Source organism: Acinetobacter towneri, assembly GCF_017498585.1.
Classification (GTDB): Bacteria; Pseudomonadota; Gammaproteobacteria; order Pseudomonadales; family Moraxellaceae; genus Acinetobacter; species Acinetobacter towneri.
Genome location: NZ_CP071766.1, coordinates 48,965 through 69,607 on the forward strand (window position 1 = coordinate 48,965; position 20,643 = coordinate 69,607).

At 38.6% G+C, this 20,643-nt stretch carries 18 protein-coding genes and 1 pseudogene; 7 read left to right on the forward strand and 12 right to left on the reverse strand.

Annotation, left to right across the window (positions count from 1 at the left end):
- Positions 1-77 precede the first annotated feature (77 nt).
- Positions 78-2,204 (reverse strand): zinc piracy TonB-dependent receptor ZnuD, encoded by a 2,127-nt coding sequence (znuD, locus tag J4G44_RS00225; RefSeq protein WP_207973732.1) that lies wholly within the window; start codon positions 2,202-2,204, stop codon positions 78-80.
- Positions 2,205-2,352: 148 nt separating this feature from the next.
- Between znuD and J4G44_RS00230 the strand changes: the two genes are divergently transcribed.
- The 4 genes from J4G44_RS00230 to J4G44_RS00245 all read left to right on the forward strand — a co-directional run bounded on the left by J4G44_RS00230 (position 2,353) and on the right by J4G44_RS00245 (position 6,538).
- On the forward strand, positions 2,353-3,117 hold the full coding sequence (locus tag J4G44_RS00230) for a DUF4184 family protein (protein ID WP_180060996.1): 765 nt from the start codon (positions 2,353-2,355) through the stop codon (positions 3,115-3,117).
- A 195-nt stretch (positions 3,118-3,312) separates the two neighbouring features.
- The gene (gene aspS, locus J4G44_RS00235) at positions 3,313-5,097 is read left to right on the forward strand and encodes an aspartate--tRNA ligase (RefSeq protein WP_179988683.1); all 1,785 of its coding nucleotides are present in this window, start codon (positions 3,313-3,315) and stop codon (positions 5,095-5,097) included.
- A gap of 115 nt (positions 5,098-5,212) precedes the next feature.
- Positions 5,213-5,431 (forward strand): hypothetical protein, encoded by a 219-nt coding sequence (locus tag J4G44_RS00240; RefSeq protein ID WP_104852495.1) that lies wholly within the window; start codon positions 5,213-5,215, stop codon positions 5,429-5,431.
- Between the two features lie 9 nt (positions 5,432-5,440).
- On the forward strand, positions 5,441-6,538 hold the full coding sequence (locus J4G44_RS00245; RefSeq protein ID WP_207973733.1) for a glycosyltransferase: 1,098 nt from the start codon (positions 5,441-5,443) through the stop codon (positions 6,536-6,538).
- Between the two features lie 5 nt (positions 6,539-6,543).
- On the opposite strand, the gene J4G44_RS00250 is transcribed toward J4G44_RS00245, so the two are convergent.
- The 6 genes from J4G44_RS00250 to J4G44_RS00275 are packed head-to-tail and all read right to left on the reverse strand — an operon-like array spanning position 6,544 to position 12,165.
- Positions 6,544-7,461 carry a glycosyltransferase family 2 protein gene (locus J4G44_RS00250; RefSeq protein ID WP_131261831.1) on the reverse strand — a complete coding sequence of 306 codons (918 nt, stop codon included), beginning with the start codon at positions 7,459-7,461 and terminating at the stop codon, positions 6,544-6,546.
- A 1-nt stretch (position 7,462) separates the two neighbouring features.
- Complete coding sequence (locus J4G44_RS00255; RefSeq protein ID WP_131261830.1) at positions 7,463-8,032, reverse strand: acyltransferase; 570 nt, start codon at positions 8,030-8,032, stop codon at positions 7,463-7,465.
- Position 8,033: 1 nt separating this feature from the next.
- On the reverse strand, positions 8,034-9,134 hold the full coding sequence (locus J4G44_RS00260; protein WP_131261829.1) for a DegT/DnrJ/EryC1/StrS family aminotransferase: 1,101 nt from the start codon (positions 9,132-9,134) through the stop codon (positions 8,034-8,036).
- Positions 9,131-10,012: a glucose-1-phosphate thymidylyltransferase RfbA gene (gene rfbA, locus J4G44_RS00265; protein WP_131261828.1), complete on the reverse strand. Its 882-nt coding sequence runs from the start codon at positions 10,010-10,012 to the stop codon at positions 9,131-9,133. Before rfbA ends, J4G44_RS00260 begins: the two co-directional genes overlap by 4 nt.
- The gene (gene rfbB, locus J4G44_RS00270) at positions 10,012-11,070 is read right to left on the reverse strand and encodes a dTDP-glucose 4,6-dehydratase (RefSeq protein WP_131261827.1); all 1,059 of its coding nucleotides are present in this window, start codon (positions 11,068-11,070) and stop codon (positions 10,012-10,014) included. Before rfbB ends, rfbA begins: the two co-directional genes overlap by 1 nt.
- Before the next feature lie 30 nt (positions 11,071-11,100).
- On the reverse strand, positions 11,101-12,165 hold the full coding sequence (locus tag J4G44_RS00275) for a glycosyltransferase family 4 protein (protein ID WP_167846278.1): 1,065 nt from the start codon (positions 12,163-12,165) through the stop codon (positions 11,101-11,103).
- Between the two features lie 181 nt (positions 12,166-12,346).
- On the opposite strand from J4G44_RS00275, the gene J4G44_RS00280 reads away from it, so the two are divergent.
- Both J4G44_RS00280 and J4G44_RS00285 read left to right on the forward strand, forming a co-directional pair.
- Positions 12,347-13,315 (forward strand): ELM1/GtrOC1 family putative glycosyltransferase, encoded by a 969-nt coding sequence (locus J4G44_RS00280; RefSeq protein ID WP_019836451.1) that lies wholly within the window; start codon positions 12,347-12,349, stop codon positions 13,313-13,315.
- Between the two features lies 1 nt (position 13,316).
- The gene (locus tag J4G44_RS00285) at positions 13,317-14,255 is read left to right on the forward strand and encodes a glycosyltransferase family 2 protein (protein ID WP_136143930.1); all 939 of its coding nucleotides are present in this window, start codon (positions 13,317-13,319) and stop codon (positions 14,253-14,255) included.
- On the opposite strand, the gene J4G44_RS00290 is transcribed toward J4G44_RS00285, so the two are convergent.
- Positions 14,252-15,058: a polysaccharide deacetylase family protein gene (locus tag J4G44_RS00290; RefSeq protein ID WP_136143931.1), complete on the reverse strand. Its 807-nt coding sequence runs from the start codon at positions 15,056-15,058 to the stop codon at positions 14,252-14,254. The genes J4G44_RS00285 and J4G44_RS00290 overlap by 4 nt on opposite strands.
- 13 nt (positions 15,059-15,071) lie before the next feature.
- Positions 15,072-15,962, reverse strand: coding sequence for a mitochondrial fission ELM1 family protein (locus J4G44_RS00295; protein WP_178867574.1), 891 nt, complete (start codon positions 15,960-15,962; stop codon positions 15,072-15,074).
- 400 nt (positions 15,963-16,362) lie between these two features.
- Between J4G44_RS00295 and J4G44_RS00300 the strand changes: the two are divergent.
- Positions 16,363-16,910 (forward strand): annotated as a pseudogene (locus J4G44_RS00300) (IS66 family transposase); the annotation flags it as partial.
- Positions 16,911-17,057: 147 nt separating this feature from the next.
- Here the strand turns inward: J4G44_RS00300 and ilvC are convergent.
- The 3 genes from ilvC to J4G44_RS00315 form a co-directional block, all read right to left on the reverse strand.
- The gene (gene ilvC / locus J4G44_RS00305) at positions 17,058-18,074 is read right to left on the reverse strand and encodes a ketol-acid reductoisomerase (RefSeq protein ID WP_004974988.1); all 1,017 of its coding nucleotides are present in this window, start codon (positions 18,072-18,074) and stop codon (positions 17,058-17,060) included.
- A gap of 127 nt (positions 18,075-18,201) precedes the next feature.
- Complete coding sequence (gene ilvN, locus J4G44_RS00310) at positions 18,202-18,693, reverse strand: acetolactate synthase small subunit (RefSeq protein ID WP_004974986.1); 492 nt, start codon at positions 18,691-18,693, stop codon at positions 18,202-18,204.
- A complete protein-coding gene (locus tag J4G44_RS00315) occupies positions 18,690-20,417 on the reverse strand; it encodes an acetolactate synthase 3 large subunit (RefSeq protein WP_096902629.1) in 1,728 nt (575 codons plus the stop codon). The genes ilvN and J4G44_RS00315 overlap by 4 nt, the downstream gene beginning before the upstream one ends.
- Positions 20,418-20,643: the final 226 nt, after the last annotated feature.

Below are 20,643 nucleotides of genomic sequence, written 5' to 3' on the forward strand. Positions count from 1 at the left end.
ACTAGGTTTAATTGTTTGGATTTTCAAGAGGATTTCTGTGTTTTCACGCAGACATCCTGCTCAAAGCAAATTGAATTTTAGAAGCCAAATTCCACACCAACTGTAAAGTTACGACCCACTTGTGGAATATGCGACAAGAAAGATGCATGTGAATAGACTTCATCATCTAACAAGTTGTTGGCTTTAAAATACACACGGTAATCTTGTTTATTGGCATAGTTTCCTGCATAAGCTACGCCAACATTGACCATGTTATAGCCTTCTGTTTCTTGTTCATACGCTGCAATTTTGTCTTGCTTAAATACACGATAGTATTCCGCCATACCCGACCAACCATCGGCAAAGTTGGCATCCACTTTAGTCCCCAAACGGCCTGCAGGTACACGTGGTGCATTTTGGTTATCTATTTCGCCACGAACATAATCACCAAACACACTGAGTTTATAATCTGGGCTCAGTTGATAGCCTAACTTGGCTTCTGTACCGTAGAATTTGGCTTTGTCTTGAGTATATTCCACACCACGCAAATTACCTTTCTGCGCTACTGTTGCGCCATAAATATAATCATCGAACCAATTATGGTAGACATGCAGCGAATAATCGAGTTTGTCGGCTTCATAGTGCAAACCTAACTCTAAATTATTAGATGTCTCTTTATCTAGATCAGGATTCCCCACTTCGTAAGTATTGGTTGCGAAATGTAAGCCATCAGCATAGAGCTCTTGCGCTACAGGTAAACGTTGCTGATGTGAGCCTGTGAGTGACAATTTATAGTTGGGTGCAAACTGCCAATTGGCTGCAGCAGAAGCAGATACACCAGTACCTGAATAATCTTTTATATCCGAATCTGCTTTCACTTTTTGATGATCGAAACGCGCACCAAGTTCCACATGTACATCACCAAATTGTTTATGCTCTAAACCAAATAAGCTGTATTTTTGTGTTTTCGTATCTGGCATAGGTACTGCTTCATGATAATGATCATCATGTTTTTCCTTCTGACCAGTCAAATCAATTTCATGCTGGCTAAACTGTGTACCAAACACACCTTCCCAACCTGCAAGGGGTTTGTGCACCAATTCTAAACGTGCATCATAGCCTTTGCTTTTAAAGTTACTGATGACTTTATTTTCTTCTAATTCATTATGCTCATAATCTGTAAAACTGGCATGCGCACGCAGTTTATCAAAGCCTGCAAAGGGCTGATCAAGTTCGGTACGCAAATCATAACGATGTGATTCTAAATCTACCCATGGGCCACTATGTGCATGTTCTTCAACAGCATTTGAATTAGGCGTTGGGCAACCATGAAAATGATCATCATGCAATACACAACCATGATATTCATGGCTATGCCCTGGCAACCCATATTTATCCTGACGATTACTATATGACACGCCCACAAAACCACGATCATGAATCCATGAGCCACCAATATTCACCGTTTGACCTTCGGCAAAGGTATTGCCCACGCGGCGTTCTTTTACAAGCTCTTCATGTTCATGTGTATGGGTTGAGCCATCTGGTTCAACATGTACTTCTGTATGATGATGCTCTACCCAATAGTTTGGGGTAATGTAATCATTGGCTTTACGTTTTGAACCTTCAATACGCAGCGCAAATTGATCACTGAGTGCTGCAGTTACCCCCGCACTCACTAGCTTTTCATCGCTACCTGTGTTGTAACGTAAACCTACCTGTCCTTCTAAACCATTATTTGGCATTTGAGTTGGAATTTTTTGATCGGTCACATTAACTAAGCCACCAACCGTTCCTGCACCATAAAGTAATGTTGATGGGCCACGAATAATTTCAACTTGTTTGGCTAAAATCGGATCTACAGTGATGGCATGGTCAGGTGAAAGTGTAGAAACATCGGCAGTTTCTGAAGCATGTTGCAGCACTTTAACCCGTGGGCCATCTTGTCCACGAATCACAGGGCGGCTAGAGCCTGAGCCATATTGATTGGAATATACGCCTAGCTCATCTGCCATCGCATCACCTATAGTGGTACTCCGCTCTGCCAACGTTTTCTGATCAATCACATGATCTGCTACTGCAAAATCTGCTGCAGTTTGCACCAAAGGATGTGCTTGTAGCTGAATAGTTTCCAGTTGTGTACTACTGCTTTCAGTATTGGCAAATGCTGCAGGTGTCAGCACTGAAAAAATGGAAAGTGTTATTAAATTTTTATGGAACGACATGACCCATGCTCAAATTAGCAAAAATAATTGATGTTATAATATAACATTTCATTAACATTGCAATAAAAAACATTGTTCCTCTGTATTCTCAATTAAGCTATTCATCACAATTTATTCTGATTTTTTATATTATTTACTTTGAATTGGTATGCCCTTTACGCTCTCACATGCGGTACTTGCCCCACCACTCGCCAAGCTTTCAGGACAACGTCTGCCTATCGCTGCACTCGCTATAGGTACGATGTTGCCAGATTTACACCGTCTGTTTACTTTGCGTCATGATCCCACTCCACATTTATGGTCAGCATTGCTGTATCCAAATTTATTATTGGGTCTTGTCTTTTGTGCGCTGTGGTATTTGCTCTATCGCCCTGCATTGTATCGCTTTGTGGGAATCCATCACCCGTTAAATCTAAACACAATAAAATCTGCACTTGGGTTTGTATGTGGCTTGATTCTCGCCTTACTGATTGGCAATGCCACCCATTTAATTTGGGATGGTTTAACCCATCACGACTTTCGTAGTTTTGCCTTTCAGGATTTTTTAGCGCAATCGGTACAATTAGGCACAGGTATTTATCCGATGCATCGCGTACTACAAATTGGCAGTTCTATTTTGGCGTTGCCTTTTTTGTTATGTATGAGCCTGCATTATTATCGCAAGCATCGGCAGGTCAGTTCTGTAAGCAAAAAAATTCGCGTTTATGCCATCGCTCTCATTCTCTTGTCGATTGTATGTGGTGGTTTTTCACTTTGGGATTATGCGCGTTATATCCCCGATGCGACTTGGCAAGCCGAACTATATTATTTTACAGGACGTGCCATCAATGAGTTTACCCAAGGTGCCTTACTCATGTTGAGTTTGGGCTGCCTGTTATTTTTGTTTTTAGATTTTCAAGGACGCATGGAATAAACGCTCTATCGCCCTACTTCTGTCCTCTTCTGCCTACATTCTTCAGTTTGAAGCAGATTCCTGCTAAAAACCCGCTGTTTTTGCAGTAGGTTCTTGTCGCCACATGCCCAAAGAGGCATAATCCTACCTTTGCTAAAGGCGGTGCGCTGTTTACGTATTCGCTTCCTTAACCCATATAGTTGGATTTTTAACGCTATGATGCGAACTCATTATTGCGGTTCTTTAACCGAAGCTCAAATTGATCAAACCGTGACCCTGTGTGGCTGGGTACACCGTCGTCGTGACCACGGTGGTGTAATTTTCCTAGACATGCGTGACCGTGATGGTCTTGTGCAAGTCGTAATTGACCCAGATACCCCAGAAGCATTTGCAACTGCAGATAAAGCACGTTCAGAATTTGTATTAAAAATCACAGGTCGTGTACGTCGTCGCTATGCAGGCACAGAAAATGCCAATATGGTCAGTGGACAAATTGAAGTTTTAGGCAAGGAAATTGAAGTTCTTGCAGCATCTGAAACGCCTCCGTTCCCATTGAACGATGAAAATACCAACATTTCAGAAGAAATTCGTTTGAAATACCGTTTCTTGGACATCCGTCGTCCAGAAATGTTAGATCGCTTACGTTTCCGTTCAAAAGTCACTAACCTGATTCGCAACTATTTAGATGATCATGGTTTCTTGGATGTTGAAACACCAATTTTGACACGTGCAACGCCTGAAGGTGCACGTGACTATTTAGTGCCAAGCCGCGTATCTAACGGTAGCTTCTATGCTCTGCCACAATCTCCACAATTATTTAAACAATTGTTGATGGTGGGTGGTATTGACCGTTATTACCAAATCGCTAAATGTTTCCGTGACGAAGATTTACGCGCAGACCGTCAGCCAGAATTTACTCAAATCGACATTGAAACATCGTTCATGAGTGACGATGATATTATGGATTTGATGGAAGGCATGACCGTGAAGATGTTCGATGAACTTCTAGGCGTGAAATTCGACAAATTCCAACGTATGCCGTATTCAGAAGCGATGCGTGATTATGCGTCTGATAAGCCAGACTTGCGTATCCCACTGAAATTGGTAGACGTTGCTGACTTGATGCAAGACGTTGAGTTCAAAGTATTTGCTGGCCCAGCGAAAGATCCGAAAGGTCGTATTGTTGCCCTTCGCGTTCCTGGCGCGGGTTCATTGCCACGTAGTGCGATTGATGAATACACTAAATTTGTAGGCATCTATGGTGCGAAAGGTTTGGCGTATATTAAAGTCAATGAGCTTGAAAAAGGCATTGAAGGTTTACAATCTCCAATTGTGAAATTTATTGAGCCAATCGTGCTTGATTTATTAAAACGTGTAGGCGCTGAAAATGGCGACATCGTATTCTTTGGTGCAGATAAAGCCAAAGTGGTAAACGATGCAATGGGCGCACTCCGTGTCAAAATCGGTCACGATTTGAACCTTGCAACCTGCGAATGGGCTCCGCTTTGGGTGGTTGATTTCCCAATGTTTGAAGAAACTGAGGATGGTAAATGGACCTCTGTGCATCACCCATTCACCTTGCCTAAATCAAGCGTTGAAGATGTGAAGAGCAACCCAGGTGAAGCATTATCTGTTGCCTATGATATGGTGTTGAACGGTACTGAAATTGGTGGTGGTTCACTGCGTATTTATACTTTAGAAATGCAAAAAGCGATTTTTGAAGCTTTAGGTATTGAAGAAGAAGAAGCCGAAGAGAAATTCAGTTTCTTACTGAATGCGTTGAAATACGGTGCGCCTCCGCACGGTGGTTTGGCATTTGGTTTAGACCGTTTGGTGATGTTGATGACAGGCGCATCGTCTATTCGTGATGTGATTGCCTTCCCGAAAACCAAGACAGCTGAATGTCCATTGACTCAAGCACCAGCACCAGTTGAAGCGACTCAATTACGTGATTTGGGTATTCGTTTACGTGAAAAACCAAAAGCAGAATCTCAAGAATAAGTTTTGAGAATGTGAGAAGAACCCTGCAAATTTGCAGGGTTTTTTTATGAATTGAGATAAAGCCAAGCTAGTGGCATAATAGCGCTTCGTTTTGAATTTTGAGTTGAGCATTACTATGGCTATGCGTCCTGCAGTTCGTAATCGTGGCATTATGCTAATTGTATTTGCTGTCGCTCAATGGTTATTCATGCGTTATATTCTGGCCAACAATCTGTTTGCCTTAGACACTAATGACCGCATTTTGTACTTTAGCTTAAGTTCTATTGGCGGTGCGTTTGTGATTTTTGTGGGGCTGATTTATATGGTGTTGGCGGGGAATGCGGATAAAGAGTAAATTTTTTAAATGAAAAAAATTTTATTTATAGTAGATGATTTAGGTAAGGGGGGGGCTGAAAAAATTACTCTCGCGCTTGCGCATAATCTAGCAAAAAGCAAGCATTTAGTAACTCTTGCTGTTTTAAACTCAAGTAAAAATACACTAATAGTTGACCCATCTATCGAATATATTGACTTAAATATTGATACAAAATTTGCATTTGGTAAGCTTTGGAAGTTTAAAGAACTTTCGACAAAAGAGCTGCAAAATTTTTCATCATTAATAAATAAGAGAAATTTTGATTTAATAATTATTGGTTTTCATAATGGATATTACCTAGGCAAATACTTAACCCAAAAAGAAAACATCTGGTATTGGATTCATGGAGATCTTTTAGAGATTAGAAGATTTAACAATCCTTTAAAACAAATCAAAGAGTATTTTCGTTTTTTTAGAAATAAAAGAAAGTTTTCTAAATTATTTAAGAATAAAAACCTAATTACAGTAAACCGTGACTTAGAATATAAAGCAAAGATTCATACACAACCAAATTCAATTATCACTATTGCAAATGGTGTAGAGTTACCTAAAGATCTTATAGGTCGATCTAAATTTACTAAAAAGAAATGGGATGTAATTTTTGTTGGGCGCTTAGTTCAAATTAAGCAAGTAGACCATGCCATTAAAGCATTTGCTATGAGTAATCTCACGGGAAGAATGGCCATTGTTGGAGATGGGCCTGAATGCCAGAAACTCAAAGACCTAGCAAAACAACTTAATATTTCCGATAGAATAGATTTTCTTGGATGGGTAGATGAACCACATCAACTAATGTTACAAAGCAAGAGTCTTGTTATGTGCTCTTTATACGAAGGTAGTCCAGTAACATTAGCCGAAGCAATTGCTCTTGGTATTCCTGTTATTAGTTATGACTCTTCAGCTGGTATTACAGATTTATTTACTCTTGATACTGCAAAATTTGGATTAGTTCCTAAACAAAATATTAGAGCTCTTAGTTCTGCATTAGAAAAATGTGTGCAAAATCCTTATAAATATAACCAAGAATGTATAGATAAAGTGTGTATGGACAATATGCAGAAAAAAATTCTTCAATTATGTGATTAAAAATTTTATTTGCTTTTCATCAAGTATACTGACTTTGGCAAAAGGGTTAGAATAAAATATTTTAATTGTCTGATGGTGTAATATCTTATAGATAGAGATTTTTTAACCAACTCACAATATAAGTCATAATCACTTCCAGTTTGATGAAATTGGCGGGCATATTGCAGCGTATACTTAGAATAAGTTTTTCTTAATTGTTCAAGTTTATATAAATCATTTTCTTCCACCAATTTCTTATCATATACTCTCATTATACCCATAGGTAAAATTGGGTTAATCTTTTTTCCAATAGTACTAATTCCAACATCTACACGGTATGCCCCCAACTCTTCATCTAAATGATAAATTAATCCTTTTTTGGCCTGCTCAATATGTATTTCAATATCTAATGCTTGAGGGTGCAATTCATCAAAATAATCAAACATAAAATCATTTCGGAACATTTTTGATGAATGTGCAAAAAAAGGTAAATTTAGATATAAATAATTTAAATCGAATTTACCCTTTTGATGGGTCCATTCTCGTACCTTATTTCCTTCAGCATCAATATATCGCATATCATGAGTACAGATGACGCAATCTGGATTGGATTCCATGACATCAAATTGCCGTTGCAATTTAACCGGAAGAGCCAAGTCATCCCCATCGAGATGATAAATGTATTTACCTTTCGCTTTTCTATACACCGCCTTAAGATTTTCTAAAGGACCAATATTTTTCTCATGAAAAACTGGAACTATAATATCGGGATATTTTAGTAAAAAATCTTCTATTATTTTTCTAGTTGAATCAGTAGAGCAATCATCTCCAATAATAACTTCATACTGAAAATTTGTATTTTGATTCAGAATACTTTGTAAAGTCTGCTCTACAAATCTTTCTTGATTATAGGTAACAATACAGACTGAAACCAATATATTCATACTAAATAGATCCCTCATTTTTTAGTTTTATTTCTAACTCAAGTAAATCTCTTTTTCTCTCTTTAATTCGTTTTACAGGAGTCCCGATATAAATACCAAACTCTGAACAATTTTTATTTACTAAACTTAATGCACCAACAGCAACACCTGTTTCTAAAGTCACACCAGGCAAAATCACACTTCCAGACCCAACAATTACATGCTTTCCAATTATTACATCCGAACTCGTCACATTTGTGTATTGACTAGGCACCATAGGATTCGTCATAAACTGACCACTATAATCATCATTACTACTATAGACCGAAACCCGAGATGAAAGTCCTGCAAAATCTTGAACTGAAATTTTCCCAGCCCCAATGAGACTCACACCAATCGCAAGATGGACATACTCACCAATTTCTATACCACCATCCCCGGCAGATAGTACTGAAAAATCATCTATACGAGTATTGCTACCAATACTAATATTTTTACAATTATAATAAGAGGCCTTATCTGAAAGTAAGCAATTTTCACCTACGTGATGAAAGCCCATGGCTTTAATTTGCTCTTCTGTTAAAAAAGCCATCTTAATTGTCCTTAATTAAATCAATAATTTTCTGTACTGAATCTAGGCTAAGATTTGGATATAGCGGCAAGCAAAGCACTCCCTCTGATAAGAGTTTCGCTTCAGGAGTGTCTGATTGATATTCCTTATAAATAGCCAAATCAGTCATTATCGGATAAAAATATTTTCTTGCAAAAATCCCATTAAGCTTTAGTTTTTCAAACAATTCATCACGTCTAAGCGGATACGGCTTAGAAATAACGATTGGAAAATAAGAGTAATTATCTTTTTCTAAACTTGGACGTTTAATACAGTAAATCCCTGATATACCTGCAAGTCCATTACGATACATTTCATCTATTTTTTTTCGTGCTAATAATGTGCTATCAATAGATTTTAATTGTAGTAAACCTAGTGCAGCATGTACTTCACTCAATTTACCATTTAAAGAAATATCATCTATTATACTTTCATTCACAATACCAAAATTCTTTAAACGGTCAATGCGTTGTTTCATTTCAACACTGTGACAAACAATAGCCCCCCCCTCAAAAGTATTAAATACTTTTGTAGCATGAAAGCTCATTACACTTAAATCTCCATAATTTAATAGGCTCTGTCCTTGATATCTCACTCCAAAAGCATGTGCTGCATCATAGATTAATTTTAAATTATGCTTAGTAGCAATATTTTGTAGTACTTCCACATCACAAGGGATGCCATAACAATGTACAGGTAAAATCGCGACTGTCTTATCAGTTATGGCTTGCTCAACTTTTACTGGGTCAATATTAGATGTTTGCGGATCAATATCAACAAAGACTGGAGTGAGTTTATTCCAAACTATCGAGTGAGCCGTAGCAACAAAAGTATATGGCGTCGTAATCACTTCACCTTGCTCAAGCCCTAGCGCCTGTAGTGCTGTTACTAACGCAATTGTTCCATTATTAAATAATGAAATATAATCAACGCCCAAATACTCACAAAGCTCTTTTTCCAACTGCTGATGTAATGGTCCACAGTTGGTTAAAATTTTATTTTTCCAAATTTGTTCTAAATAAGGAATAAATTCTGCAAGCTCAGGTAAAACAGGTTGAGTGACATAAATTGACTCTTGACTCATATCTCATTCACCAAAGAAATTAGATATTGCCCATAATCATTTTTACTCATGCTTTGACCAATTTCTAAAACTTGTTCTTTGCTCAGCCAACCATTATTCAAGGCAATTTCTTCCAAACACGCCACTTTATAACCCTGGCGTTTTTCAATGGTTTCTACAAACTGTGCTGCCTCCAGTAAACTTGAATGTGTACCTGTATCTAACCATGCAAAACCACGTCCGAGCAATTCCACATTTAGATCACCGCGCTCTAAATACATCTGATTAACTGTGGTAATTTCTAATTCTCCACGTTCAGAAGGCTTCACTTGTTTCGCAATTTGAATCACATCATTGTCATAAAAATATAGACCTGTGACCGCAAAGTGGGATTTAGGTTGTTTAGGTTTTTCTTCTAAAGAAATTGCTCGTTTCTGCTCATCAAATTCAACCACACCAAAACGCTCAGGGTCTTTCACCTGATAGCCAAATACCGTTGCACCTTTTTGACGGGCAACGGCTTGACGTAGCATTGGAGTAAAACCTTGACCATAAAAAATATTGTCGCCAAGCACTAAGCAAACATTACTATCCCCAATAAAGCTTTCACCAATTATAAATGCTTGCGCTAAACCGTCTGGACTAGGTTGGACTGCATATTCAAGCTGAATACCAAATTGAGCACCATCACCCAACAAACGCTTAAAACCATCAATATCTTCAGGAGTACTAATAATGAGTACTTCACAAATACCTGCAAGCATAAGCACTGAAAGTGGGTAATACACCATTGGCTTGTCATAAATAGGCAATAATTGCTTAGATACACCTTTGGTAATCGGATATAAACGTGTACCTGAACCGCCCGCTAAAATAATACCTTTTGTTGTATTTGACATTATGAATTTACACCTAATCTTTCGCGTTGGTAACTGCCATCTTGCACTCGATGACACCAATCTAAATTATTTAAATACCATTGCACCGTTTTACGAATTCCAGTTTCAAAAGTTTCTGTAGGTGTCCAACCTAATTCATTTTGAATTTTTGTAGCATCAATCGCATAGCGTAAATCATGCCCAGGGCGGTCTTTTACAAATGTAATCAGTGATTCATAGGTTTGACCATTTACCTGTGGTTTTAGCTCATTCAAAATTTTACAAATAGTTTTGACTACTTCAATATTCTGCTTTTCATTATGCCCACCAATATTGTAGGTTTCACCCACCACACCCTCGGTCACCACTTTATATAAAGCACGTGCATGATCTTCTACAAATAACCAATCCCGAATTTGCTGACCATTACCATATACAGGTAAAGGTTTAGCATCCAGTGCATTTAGAATCACCAATGGAATTAATTTTTCAGGAAAATGGTAAGGCCCATAATTATTTGAGCAGTTGGTGACTATAACAGGTAGGCCATAAGTTCTGTGCCAAGCACGTACTAAATGGTCTGAACTGGCTTTAGAGGCAGAATATGGAGAGCTTGGCGCGTATGAAGTTGTTTCAGTAAACAAATCTGTCGTGCCTTCTAAGTCACCATAAACCTCATCAGTTGAAATATGATGAAAGCGAAAGTTTTGTTGAGCTTCGGCGTCAAGCCCCATCCAATACTTTCGAGCGGCTTCTAATAAAGTATAAGTTCCCACAATATTGGTTTGAATAAATGCTGCTGGGCCATCAATTGAGCGGTCTACATGCGACTCTGCAGCTAAATGCATAATTGCATTAGGTTGAAATGCATCTATTGCAGCTGTAATTTGTTCTGTATCACAAATATCGATTTGTTTGAACTCATAGTTCGGATATTGATCGATTTCTTTTAACGATTCTAAATTACCTGCATAAGTCAACTTATCGATATTTAGAACGTGGTTGTTGGTATTTTGAATAATATGGCGGATGACAGCTGAACCAATAAATCCTGCACCGCCTGTAACTAAAATTTTCATAACCAACCCAAATAAACCATAATGACATTATTAAATATATGTAGAATCAAGAAAATCGATCAGCTTATCCGCAACTTTGCAAAATTGATATTCATTTTCAGCATCTTGGTGTCCAACCTGTGCCATTCTACTAATTTGCTCAGGGGATTCAATCAGAATAATTAGATTATTAACTAGATCTTGAACATCTCCGCATTTTGTCATCAAACCATTTTCACCTTGTCGAACAATTTGCTGGACACTAATATGATCACTCGCAACAACAGGTTTCCCCCAAGCAAAAGCATCTAATATAGCCAATGGTTGGGTATCATTCATTGTAGGAACGAGAGCAATATCAATATCTTTATAAAACTTTCTTTTTTGTTCTCCGCTAATCCAGCCTAAAAACTCTACTTCACCTTCCAAATTCAAATCTTTAACTTGCTGAAATAAAAACTCTTTCTGTTCACCATCCCCTGCAATCAACAACTTGACCATGTATCCTTTTTGCTTTAACTGCTCCACAGCAGAAATTGCTATGTGTGTACCCTTATATTCAACCAAGCGCGTCATAATCCCCAAGACCACAGGTTCCCCAAGTTTTTTAGCAAAAGAAGGTTCATCTTCTGGCAAATGTATTAAATTTGGAATAACTGCTTGTGGTTTTTTTCTCAAATCCACACCCTTCTTTTTTGCAGCATCAGCAACACACTGGGCTACATAAGGAGTAATATGAATAAATCCATCTGCGCGTAATGTCCTTTTCACATTATGACTATGATTCATCGCAATAACAGGGCATTTGATTTGTGAAAAAAACATCGCATTTTTAAATAAGTAAACAGCACGTCCACTATGGGCGATTACAAGATCAGGCCGATAAGAGCGTAACCATAAAGCTAGTTTTACTGCTGCAATCAGATCATAAAACCCTGAACTATTGAGTACAAACTTTGGATAACTCTCAGATTTTAACTTTTTATTTTCATCACCATATACCAAAAAACCTTCATGCCCCTTGCTTTCTAATGCATCAAAAGTGTTCAGCATTGCTTGCCAACGCCCACCTGAAGCATCCCCATAAACTGTGTGAACTATTTTTAATTTTTTCAAGAAAAGCCTTTTTCAAATTGCGCTAACTACTGATTAGAAAACATTTTATTATTATTAATCTAAATAGGCCACCACCTAATTTAAAATAACACTCTGAATCTTGCCTTACTTCAAGGTTGCTCTGACAACAGAATAGATTTTTGCTACTATACAAAATTGATATGTCAAACTTTCAAATCTTATGAAAAGCAAACCTAGCCTTGCTGTTCTTATTATTCATGACCAACGTGCTGGGCATTTAAACCCTAGCTTAGGAGTTTACGACAATCTAGAAACCGCTTATTCAACAACTTTATATAAAATAGTTACACCCACCTTAAAAAAGTGGCAAATCAGCCTCTTAAAAAAAATTAGTTGGTATCCGCGTTTATTCGACTTATTTGCTGCTTTGTTTTTTAAAAATTTTATTTTAAATCATGATATTAACTGCATTATTTGCTCTGGAATGCCCAACCTAATCTATGGCATTTTTGTAAGCCGTAATTTAAAAGTTCCTCTATTTTATGCAGGTGACTTACGTAAGGTAAACAGCAAACTAGTCAGCTGCACAATTACTGCACTCCCACAAAATACGCAGTCAGATCAAGTTGTACTAACAACACCACCTGTTAAAAAAGAGTTTTTTAACATGCAACATGATCAACTCGATCAAACAACAGCTTTACTCGTTTTAGGAGGGGCTACAGATGAACACCCTTTTACTTATACAGATTTTGAAAAAATCATAAGTAACTTCATTCTATTTTGTAGAAACAATCAACTTAAAGGCTTAATTACCAACTCACGTCGCACACCAAATCTAAGTGCATTTTTGAATAAAACTGATATTCCAAAAAATATCCAATTACATTTTATTCATACTGAAAAAGCTTTGTCACTAATTCAACTAATTCAACAAGCTACTTATATTTTCGTCACAGAAGACAGTACTTCCATGCTTGCCGAAACTATCCAAAGTGGACGTTTTGTCAGCTCAATATATGGCCCCAAGTCTATTTTAGAACCTTTAAATGAGAAATATCTTCAAGCTCAACTCATGCAGAGACAAATGCTCGAAGATATTTTTCAGTATCCAAATGTCAGAAATACCCAAGATTTAAACTCATCAAGCCCAATTACCCAAGCTTTTAAACGTAATTTAGGATATTAAAATGATTTCAGTCATCCTCACTCATTACAATAAAGGCCAATTACTGAATAGAACCATTGAATCACTACAACCTCAAGATGAAAATTTGCACGAAATTATTGTGGTAGATGACTGCTCTACAGACCCAGAATGGTCTAAAAACAGTAAATATCTAATAGAAACTTACCCAAAAATCAAAATCATTCAAAATGCAGACAATAAAGGCCCAGCTGTTCGTTTAAATCAAGGTGCATTTTCTGCAACTGGTAATTATCTATTTTTCATGGATGCTGATGATGTTTTAGCACCTAATCGTCTCAATATGTTTTTAGCAGAAATGCAAAAGCAAAATGCCGATTTATGTTATGCAGAAAAGGTTAAAATTCACGATCTGAATGAAATTCAGAAGCACACTATTGCAACATGGCAATCTAGCACAACACCTTTAAATTACGTACTTGAAAATAATATTATGCAGATGTGCGTTATGTGTACACGTGACTTATTTATAAAATCCAAAGGCTGCAATGAAAACATATTTATTCAAGATGAATCATTAGCTTTAAACTTATCCAAATATTCAAAAAAAATAATCTCTAGCGACTTACATAGTGTTTTTGTTATTTTAGATGAGACTGAAACAAAATCTATTCGTGGGGAAAACCGCCTATCCCGCCATCTAGAACAACAACACCATGATATGTTCTTCACAATTGATGATTTTATCCGAGACTATCCAGATATTGCTGAACAAAATAAAAAACTACTGATCAAAAAAGCAATTTCAACCTATTGGAAAAGTATACGCCATACACCCCAGCGAAAATTTACAGACTTCATCATTTACTTAACAAGTCGTCTTCATCCAATTCAAACATGGAACAAACATCGGATGAAACTCACAACTTACTTCAACCAATTAGATCATGTAAGAAAAATTAATAGTAGAGAAAGCAACTAAGCTCTTTTCCCCAATTTCATTCGCAATTTAAAAGCAAATAATGAGTCTTTACCACTCACTTTAATACGTTGCAATTGCATAAAATCAGGCATTTTCCCATCTATGCCTTCTTGCGTTGTTACTGCATTGGTATATCCTGCCTGCTGTGCCAAACTTACATCACGCGCGGCATAAATACCAAATGGATATGCAAAACTATTTACAGAGCGATGAATCAAATCTTCAAGTGATTGCTTGGATTGAGTTAACTCATCTAAGCATTCAATATCATCCAACTTTGCAAGATTCGCATGGGTCATTGTATGTGAACCAATTTCTATCAAACCGGAATTTGATAACAATTTGACTTGTTCATCATTTAATTTAGGCTCACGGGCAAGTTCACCACTATTATGATGTGCTTTTTTGTAGGTTGACCAATCTCGATCATGTCGGTCTATCACTACATAAATCGTCGCTTTGGCTTGATATTTTTCTAAAATTGGAAAAGCATTTTCCAAGTTATCTAAATAACCATCATCAAAAGTGATTGCAACAGTTTTTGCAGGATGCCTCCCCCAATGATCTTGTAATTCCTGCATAGTTACAAAGTTAAAACCTTCTGCTTTTAGCCATGCTATTTGCTTTTCAAACTCAGTGGGCCTAACTCGTAATTTATTAAATTTTGCACCATCAATGTGCTCACGTACCATGTGATACATTAAAATTCGTGGTCTATTCCAATCTACTGCTGGCTTCCACCATGCGTACTTATAACTGAATGCGAACAACAAGATAAATAAAACAATCAGAATATAAATCACGATTAAATCACAGCTACTTGATTAAAAGATATGTTGCCACACGCTCTGCTTCTTTAAAAGCAGTCGTAGAATATAATTCAGCAATTTGTCTAGCATTCGATACAAGTTTTTGATCAATCAAATGCTGCACGGAACGCGTAATTCGATCCTCTTTCGCTCGATCTATCTGAACAAGCCCCACTTTACAGCCTGCGGTGAGTGCTTCGTATATCATAGATACGCTATCTTCAGTCACCCATACAGCTTCCGCTTTTTGCATCTCTTCAAAAATCCAGCCCTGCGGCGTTTCTTCAACTGGAAAAATTTGCAGTTGTGAAGCAAAACTTTGCTGAGCCACTGCAGGTAAAAAATCAGCAGGTGTACGCCTAGAACTCGTCAAAATAATGTCACACTGCATGTTCTGCTGCACAATCTGCTGAATCGCAGACATCACCTTATCTGCATTCCAAATATGCCGTTTAGATGAACCACCTAACGCAATCAAAATACGGTTTGCTATGTGTCGCTGCTCATTTTCAATGGGATTCAACGCACCTTGTGTAACAATCACATTTTCCCGCTCTAGCACACCATCATGTTCAGGAATAACCACATGATCAAACCAAGATAATGGAAAATTGGGTTTCATTAAAATGACAGTTTTCGCACATGGAAAAACTTTGCCCATCAATAAAACACGTAATTGCGTATGACTACCTACTCCAAAAATATAATCAGGTGGCTGCGATACTGCAGCATGTTTTTGTTTTTTATATGCGGTCAATAAACTCAACAGTGGTAAATGATCAATTGAAATTTCTTCAAAAGTCAGATCAATATTTGTTTGCTTTTGCATTGCCTTAAAAAGACCCAATGCTTGAGAGCGATGACCTGCCTTACCATCGCTCACATATAAAATATGCATATTCACCCACCAGATCTAAAGCACGAATAGCATCATTTTACTAGATCAAAGCATTTAAAGTAAGCAAAGCTACATATCCTCAATGACTCGAAATATAAACTTCATTGAACTGTCACAGGGTTTGAATCCGCCTTTTCAGATTCAATGAGTAATTGAACCGCTCTTTCTCTAATTTCGGGAGTATAGTTTGGTTTTTTCATCGGAATAGTCTCTCAGAATATTGAGTCTCCGACAAACCCGGTACGGTTCAAATTGCCTTAATAGATTGACCTTGTTGATGAAGTATTTGGATTGTCACTGCTTGCTCCAAAGTTAACATGTTGAGCAGTCCAAAAAGACCACTATATTAACCAAGGGGGTCAATTTTCAAATGCTGTTGGGGGGTCATTTTTACATTGCCGCTAACAGTAAATTCCATGAACTGCATGTGACCGGGAAAAGTCAGGTCGCTGAACAGGCATTAGTGCTGATTCAGAAACTGTATGCCATAGAAGCAGAACTCAGGAAAAAGACCGATGGTACAGCGGAAGACCGCCGCGAATACCGACAACAGCATAGCCAACTGGTGATGCAACAACTATATGAATGGCTCAACCAACATCATCTGACGGTGCCATCGAGTTCTCCCACCGCCAAGGTCATCAATTACACTCTGAAGCGTTGGCCAGCTTTAATCCGCTATTTGGATGATGGCAATCTACCGATTTGCAATAATTGGGTAGAGAATCAAATGCGACCTTGGGCCTTAGGGCGCAAGAACTGGCTGTTTGCTGGCTCGCTGCGCAGCGGCCAGCGAGCGGCGAATATCATGACTTTAATCCAGTCAGCAAAGCTGAATGGCTTGGATCCGTATGCCTATTTAAGTGATGTGCTGAAAAGGCTGCCGACGCATAAAGCGACCCCAATAGAAGAATTACGCCACATCGCTGGAAATCCAACTCAAATTAAAAAATAGGCATGGGGTTCAGCGGACGCTTACAGCGCAAGGAGTGAAAACACAGTTCTGAGCGAAGCGCAAGGCACGTAACATCCTTTACTTCACTCATAAAAAAACCCTTATATACAATAAGGGTTTTTTAAAGATTAAACTAAAACTTAGTTTTTCTCTTTGTCTACGATTTTGTTTGCTTGGATCCAAGGCATCATCGCACGTAACTTGTTACCCGTTACTTCAATACCGTGAGCCGCGTTTTGACGACGACGAGCTGTCATTGATGGGTAGTTCAACGCACCTTCTTGGATGAACATCTTCGCATATTCACCAGACTGAATACGTTTAAGTGCATTACGCATTGCTTCACGTGATTGTTCATTAATTACTTCAGTACCTGTTACATACTCGCCATATTCAGCATTGTTAGATACTGAATAGTTCATGTCAGCGATACCGCCTTCGAACATCAAATCAACGATTAATTTAAGCTCGTGTAAGCATTCGAAGTAAGCCATTTCTGGTGCATAACCCGCTTCAACAAGAGTTTCGAAGCCCATTTTAACCAATTCAACAGCACCACCACAAAGAACTGCTTGCTCACCAAATAAGTCAGTTTCAGTTTCTTCACGGAAAGAAGTTTCGATGATACCTGTACGACCACCACCTACACCTGAAGCGTAAGAAAGTGCAACGTTACGTGCATTACCAGAAGCATCTTGATGAATCGCGATAAGATCAGGAACACCTGAACCACGTTGGAATTCAGAACGTACAGTATGACCAGGTGCTTTAGGTGCAACCATGATTACATCTAAGTCTGCACGTGGAACAACTTGGTTATAAAGTACAGAGAAGCCGTGAGCAAATGCTAAAGTTGCGCCTTGCTTGATGTTTGGCTCAATCACGTCACGATAAAGTTGTGATTGGAACTCATCTGGAGTCAAAATCATAACTAAGTCAGCTTGAGCAACAGCAGCAGGAACTTCAGAAACTTTAAGACCCGAATTTTCAGCTTTTTTCCAAGAAGCAGAACCAGCACGTAAACCTACAGTTACGTCTACGCCAGAATCTTTAAGGTTAAGCGCGTGCGCGTGACCTTGTGAACCGTAACCAATGATCGCTACTTTCTTAGATTGAATGATAGATAAGTCGCAGTCTTTATCGTAAAAAATTTGCATTGCTGTCTCCGCTAAAATGCTTAGGATTCCTATCTTACTCAAGTACTTGTCTATTCAGTACTTGAGTAAGCTCTCCATCCTTTGAGATGGAATGAATTCGATGAGTAAAATTAACTATGAAATTTAGTTAAATGGTTAAAACTTTTTCGCCGCGTGCGATACCTGACACACCTGAACGCACAACTTCTAAAATGGTGTTTTCAGCAATCGCGTCAATAAAACCATCTAGTTTTTCAGTTGTACCCGCAAGCTGCACCGTATAAGTCGTTGGTGTGACATCCACAATTTGTCCGCGGAAGATGTCTGCAGTACGTTTGATTTCAGCACGTGCAGCACCCGATGCTTTGACTTTAATCAGCATCAATTCGCGTTCAATATGCGGGCCTTCTGACAGGTCGACCACTTTAACCACTTCAACCAATTTATTCAGTTGTTTGGTGATTTGCTCAATTTTATGATCATCACCATAAGTTGTAAGCGTTAAACGTGAAAGTGTTGGGTCTTCGGTTGGCGCAACGTTTAAAGTCTCAATGTTATAACCACGTTGAGAGAATAAACCCACTAAACGAGAAAGCGCACCTGATTCGTTTTCAACGAGAACGGAAATAATGTGTCTCATTCTGTGCGCTCCCCTTTACCTAACCACATATCTTTCATGGATTGACCCGCAATTTGCATCGGATAAACGTGCTCTGTACGGTCAACCATTACGTTAATGAATACGCATTTGTCATTAATCGCCATCGCTTCTGCAAGCTTAGACTCAAGCTCATCGGCATGGTTAATTTGAATACCAACGTGACCATAAGCTTCCATCAATTTAGGGAAGTCAGGCAATGAGTCAACATAAGAACTTGAGTGACGACCTTCATAATTCATATCTTGCCATTGTTTAACCATACCTAAAGCTTGGTTATTCAAGCATAAGATCTTAACGTTTAAACCATATTGCTTACAGGTAGAAAGCTCTTGGATACACATCTGAATCGATGCTTCACCCGTGATACATACAACCTGTTGATCTGGATAAGCCAGTTTAGCCGCCATAGCATACGGTAAACCTACACCCATAGTACCTAGACCACCAGAGTTCAACCATTGACGTGGACGCTTATACTTATAGTAGTTCGCGCCAAACATTTGGTGCTGACCTACGTCAGAAGTAATGATCGCATCACCATTGGTCACTTTGTCTAAAGCTTCAACTACTTGTTGCGGCTTCATCGTGCCATCGGTTGGTTTGTCATATTTCAAACCATGAACTTTACGCCATTCATTGATCTGATTCCACCATGCAGCAATCGCTTCAGGGTTTGGCTTGGACACATTTAATTGCTTCAATTGAACCAACATTTCCTGAAGTACAGGTTCAACCGCACCTACAATTGGAATGTGTGCCATGATGGTTTTTGAAATTGTCGCAGGGTCAATGTCAATATGAATGACTTTAGCATTTGGACAGAATTTTGCAGGGTTATTGGTTACACGGTCATCAAAACGCGCACCAATACACAAAATCACATCGGCATTGTGCATGGTCATGTTGGCTTCATACGTACCATGCATGCCCAACATACCAATAAATTGTGGATCATTACCCGGGAACGCGCCCAAGCCCATTAATGTATTGGTTACAGGGAAGCCCAAGATGTGTGCAAGTTCAGTCAATTGCTCAGAAGCATTGCCTTGTACAACACCACCGCCTGAATAAATCACAGGACGTTTGGCATTTAATAGCTCATCAATTGCTTTGCGAATTTGACCTGAGTGACCACGATGCGGCGGTTGATACGAACGCATCTTCACTTTTTCTGGGTATTCGTAAGCAAATTTTTCTGCTGGGTTGGTTGCATCCTTAGGAATATCAACCACCACAGGACCAGGACGACCTGAAGATGCAATATAGAATGCCTTCTTAATCACTGAAGGAATTTCGCTTGCATGACGCACTTGGAAACTGTGTTTTACAATCGGACGTGAAATACCCACCATATCGGTTTCTTGGAAGGCATCTTCACCAATTAAGTGTGTTGCAACCTGACCAGACAAAATCACCATTGGGATTGAGTCCATATAAGCCGTTGCAATTGGAGTTACCGTGTTGGTTGCACCAGGACCTGAAGTCACCAGCACCACACCAGTTTTACCTGTTACGCGCGAGTAGGCATCTGCCATATGACCAGCAGCTTGCTCATGGCGCACAAGGTAATGATTAATTTTGTCTTGTTGAAAGAACGCATCGTAAATATGAAGTACTGCGCCGCCTGGGTATCCAAAAACATGCTCAACGCCTTCGTCCGCCAATGCGCGAACGAGCATTTCACCACCAGATAAAAGTTCCAACGTGATTCACCCTAGTCTTGTCACTGCAAAATGGGAGACACCTGCAGTGTTTTGTTCATTAATTCCTGCACTGTTATAGCACACATATTTCATAGTTTTCATGGCAATAGGAAAAATTTCTGATCTGATTACCGTATAAGCAATATGAGATCTAAAACGTGTTGGGGTAAACACATTTTATAAGCTTTGTTCAGCTTCTCGGCTAGAGAAGTTGCCCATTGCATGA

Bases quoted from the DNA above. Each gene is read 5' to 3' on its own strand.
- J4G44_RS00240 (WP_104852495.1), top strand. From the start codon at position 5,213: ATGGCTATGCGTCCTGCAGTTCGTAATCGTGGCATTATGCTAATTGTA.
- J4G44_RS00280 (WP_019836451.1), top strand. From the start codon at position 12,347: ATGAAAAGCAAACCTAGCCTTGCTGTTCTTATTATTCATGACCAACGT.
- J4G44_RS00245 (WP_207973733.1), top strand. From the start codon at position 5,441: ATGAAAAAAATTTTATTTATAGTAGATGATTTAGGTAAGGGGGGGGCT.
- znuD (WP_207973732.1), bottom strand. From the start codon at position 2,204: ATGTCGTTCCATAAAAATTTAATAACACTTTCCATTTTTTCAGTGCTG.
- J4G44_RS00285 (WP_136143930.1), top strand. From the start codon at position 13,317: ATGATTTCAGTCATCCTCACTCATTACAATAAAGGCCAATTACTGAAT.
- aspS (WP_179988683.1), top strand. From the start codon at position 3,313: ATGATGCGAACTCATTATTGCGGTTCTTTAACCGAAGCTCAAATTGAT.
- ilvN (WP_004974986.1), bottom strand. From the start codon at position 18,693: ATGAGACACATTATTTCCGTTCTCGTTGAAAACGAATCAGGTGCGCTT.
- J4G44_RS00250 (WP_131261831.1), bottom strand. From the start codon at position 7,461: ATGAATATATTGGTTTCAGTCTGTATTGTTACCTATAATCAAGAAAGA.
- J4G44_RS00260 (WP_131261829.1), bottom strand. From the start codon at position 9,134: ATGAGTCAAGAGTCAATTTATGTCACTCAACCTGTTTTACCTGAGCTT.
- ilvC (WP_004974988.1), bottom strand. From the start codon at position 18,074: ATGCAAATTTTTTACGATAAAGACTGCGACTTATCTATCATTCAATCT.
- J4G44_RS00230 (WP_180060996.1), top strand. From the start codon at position 2,353: ATGCCCTTTACGCTCTCACATGCGGTACTTGCCCCACCACTCGCCAAG.
- J4G44_RS00295 (WP_178867574.1), bottom strand. From the start codon at position 15,962: ATGCATATTTTATATGTGAGCGATGGTAAGGCAGGTCATCGCTCTCAA.
- rfbA (WP_131261828.1), bottom strand. From the start codon at position 10,012: ATGTCAAATACAACAAAAGGTATTATTTTAGCGGGCGGTTCAGGTACA.
- J4G44_RS00255 (WP_131261830.1), bottom strand. From the start codon at position 8,032: ATGGCTTTTTTAACAGAAGAGCAAATTAAAGCCATGGGCTTTCATCAC.
- rfbB (WP_131261827.1), bottom strand. From the start codon at position 11,070: ATGAAAATTTTAGTTACAGGCGGTGCAGGATTTATTGGTTCAGCTGTC.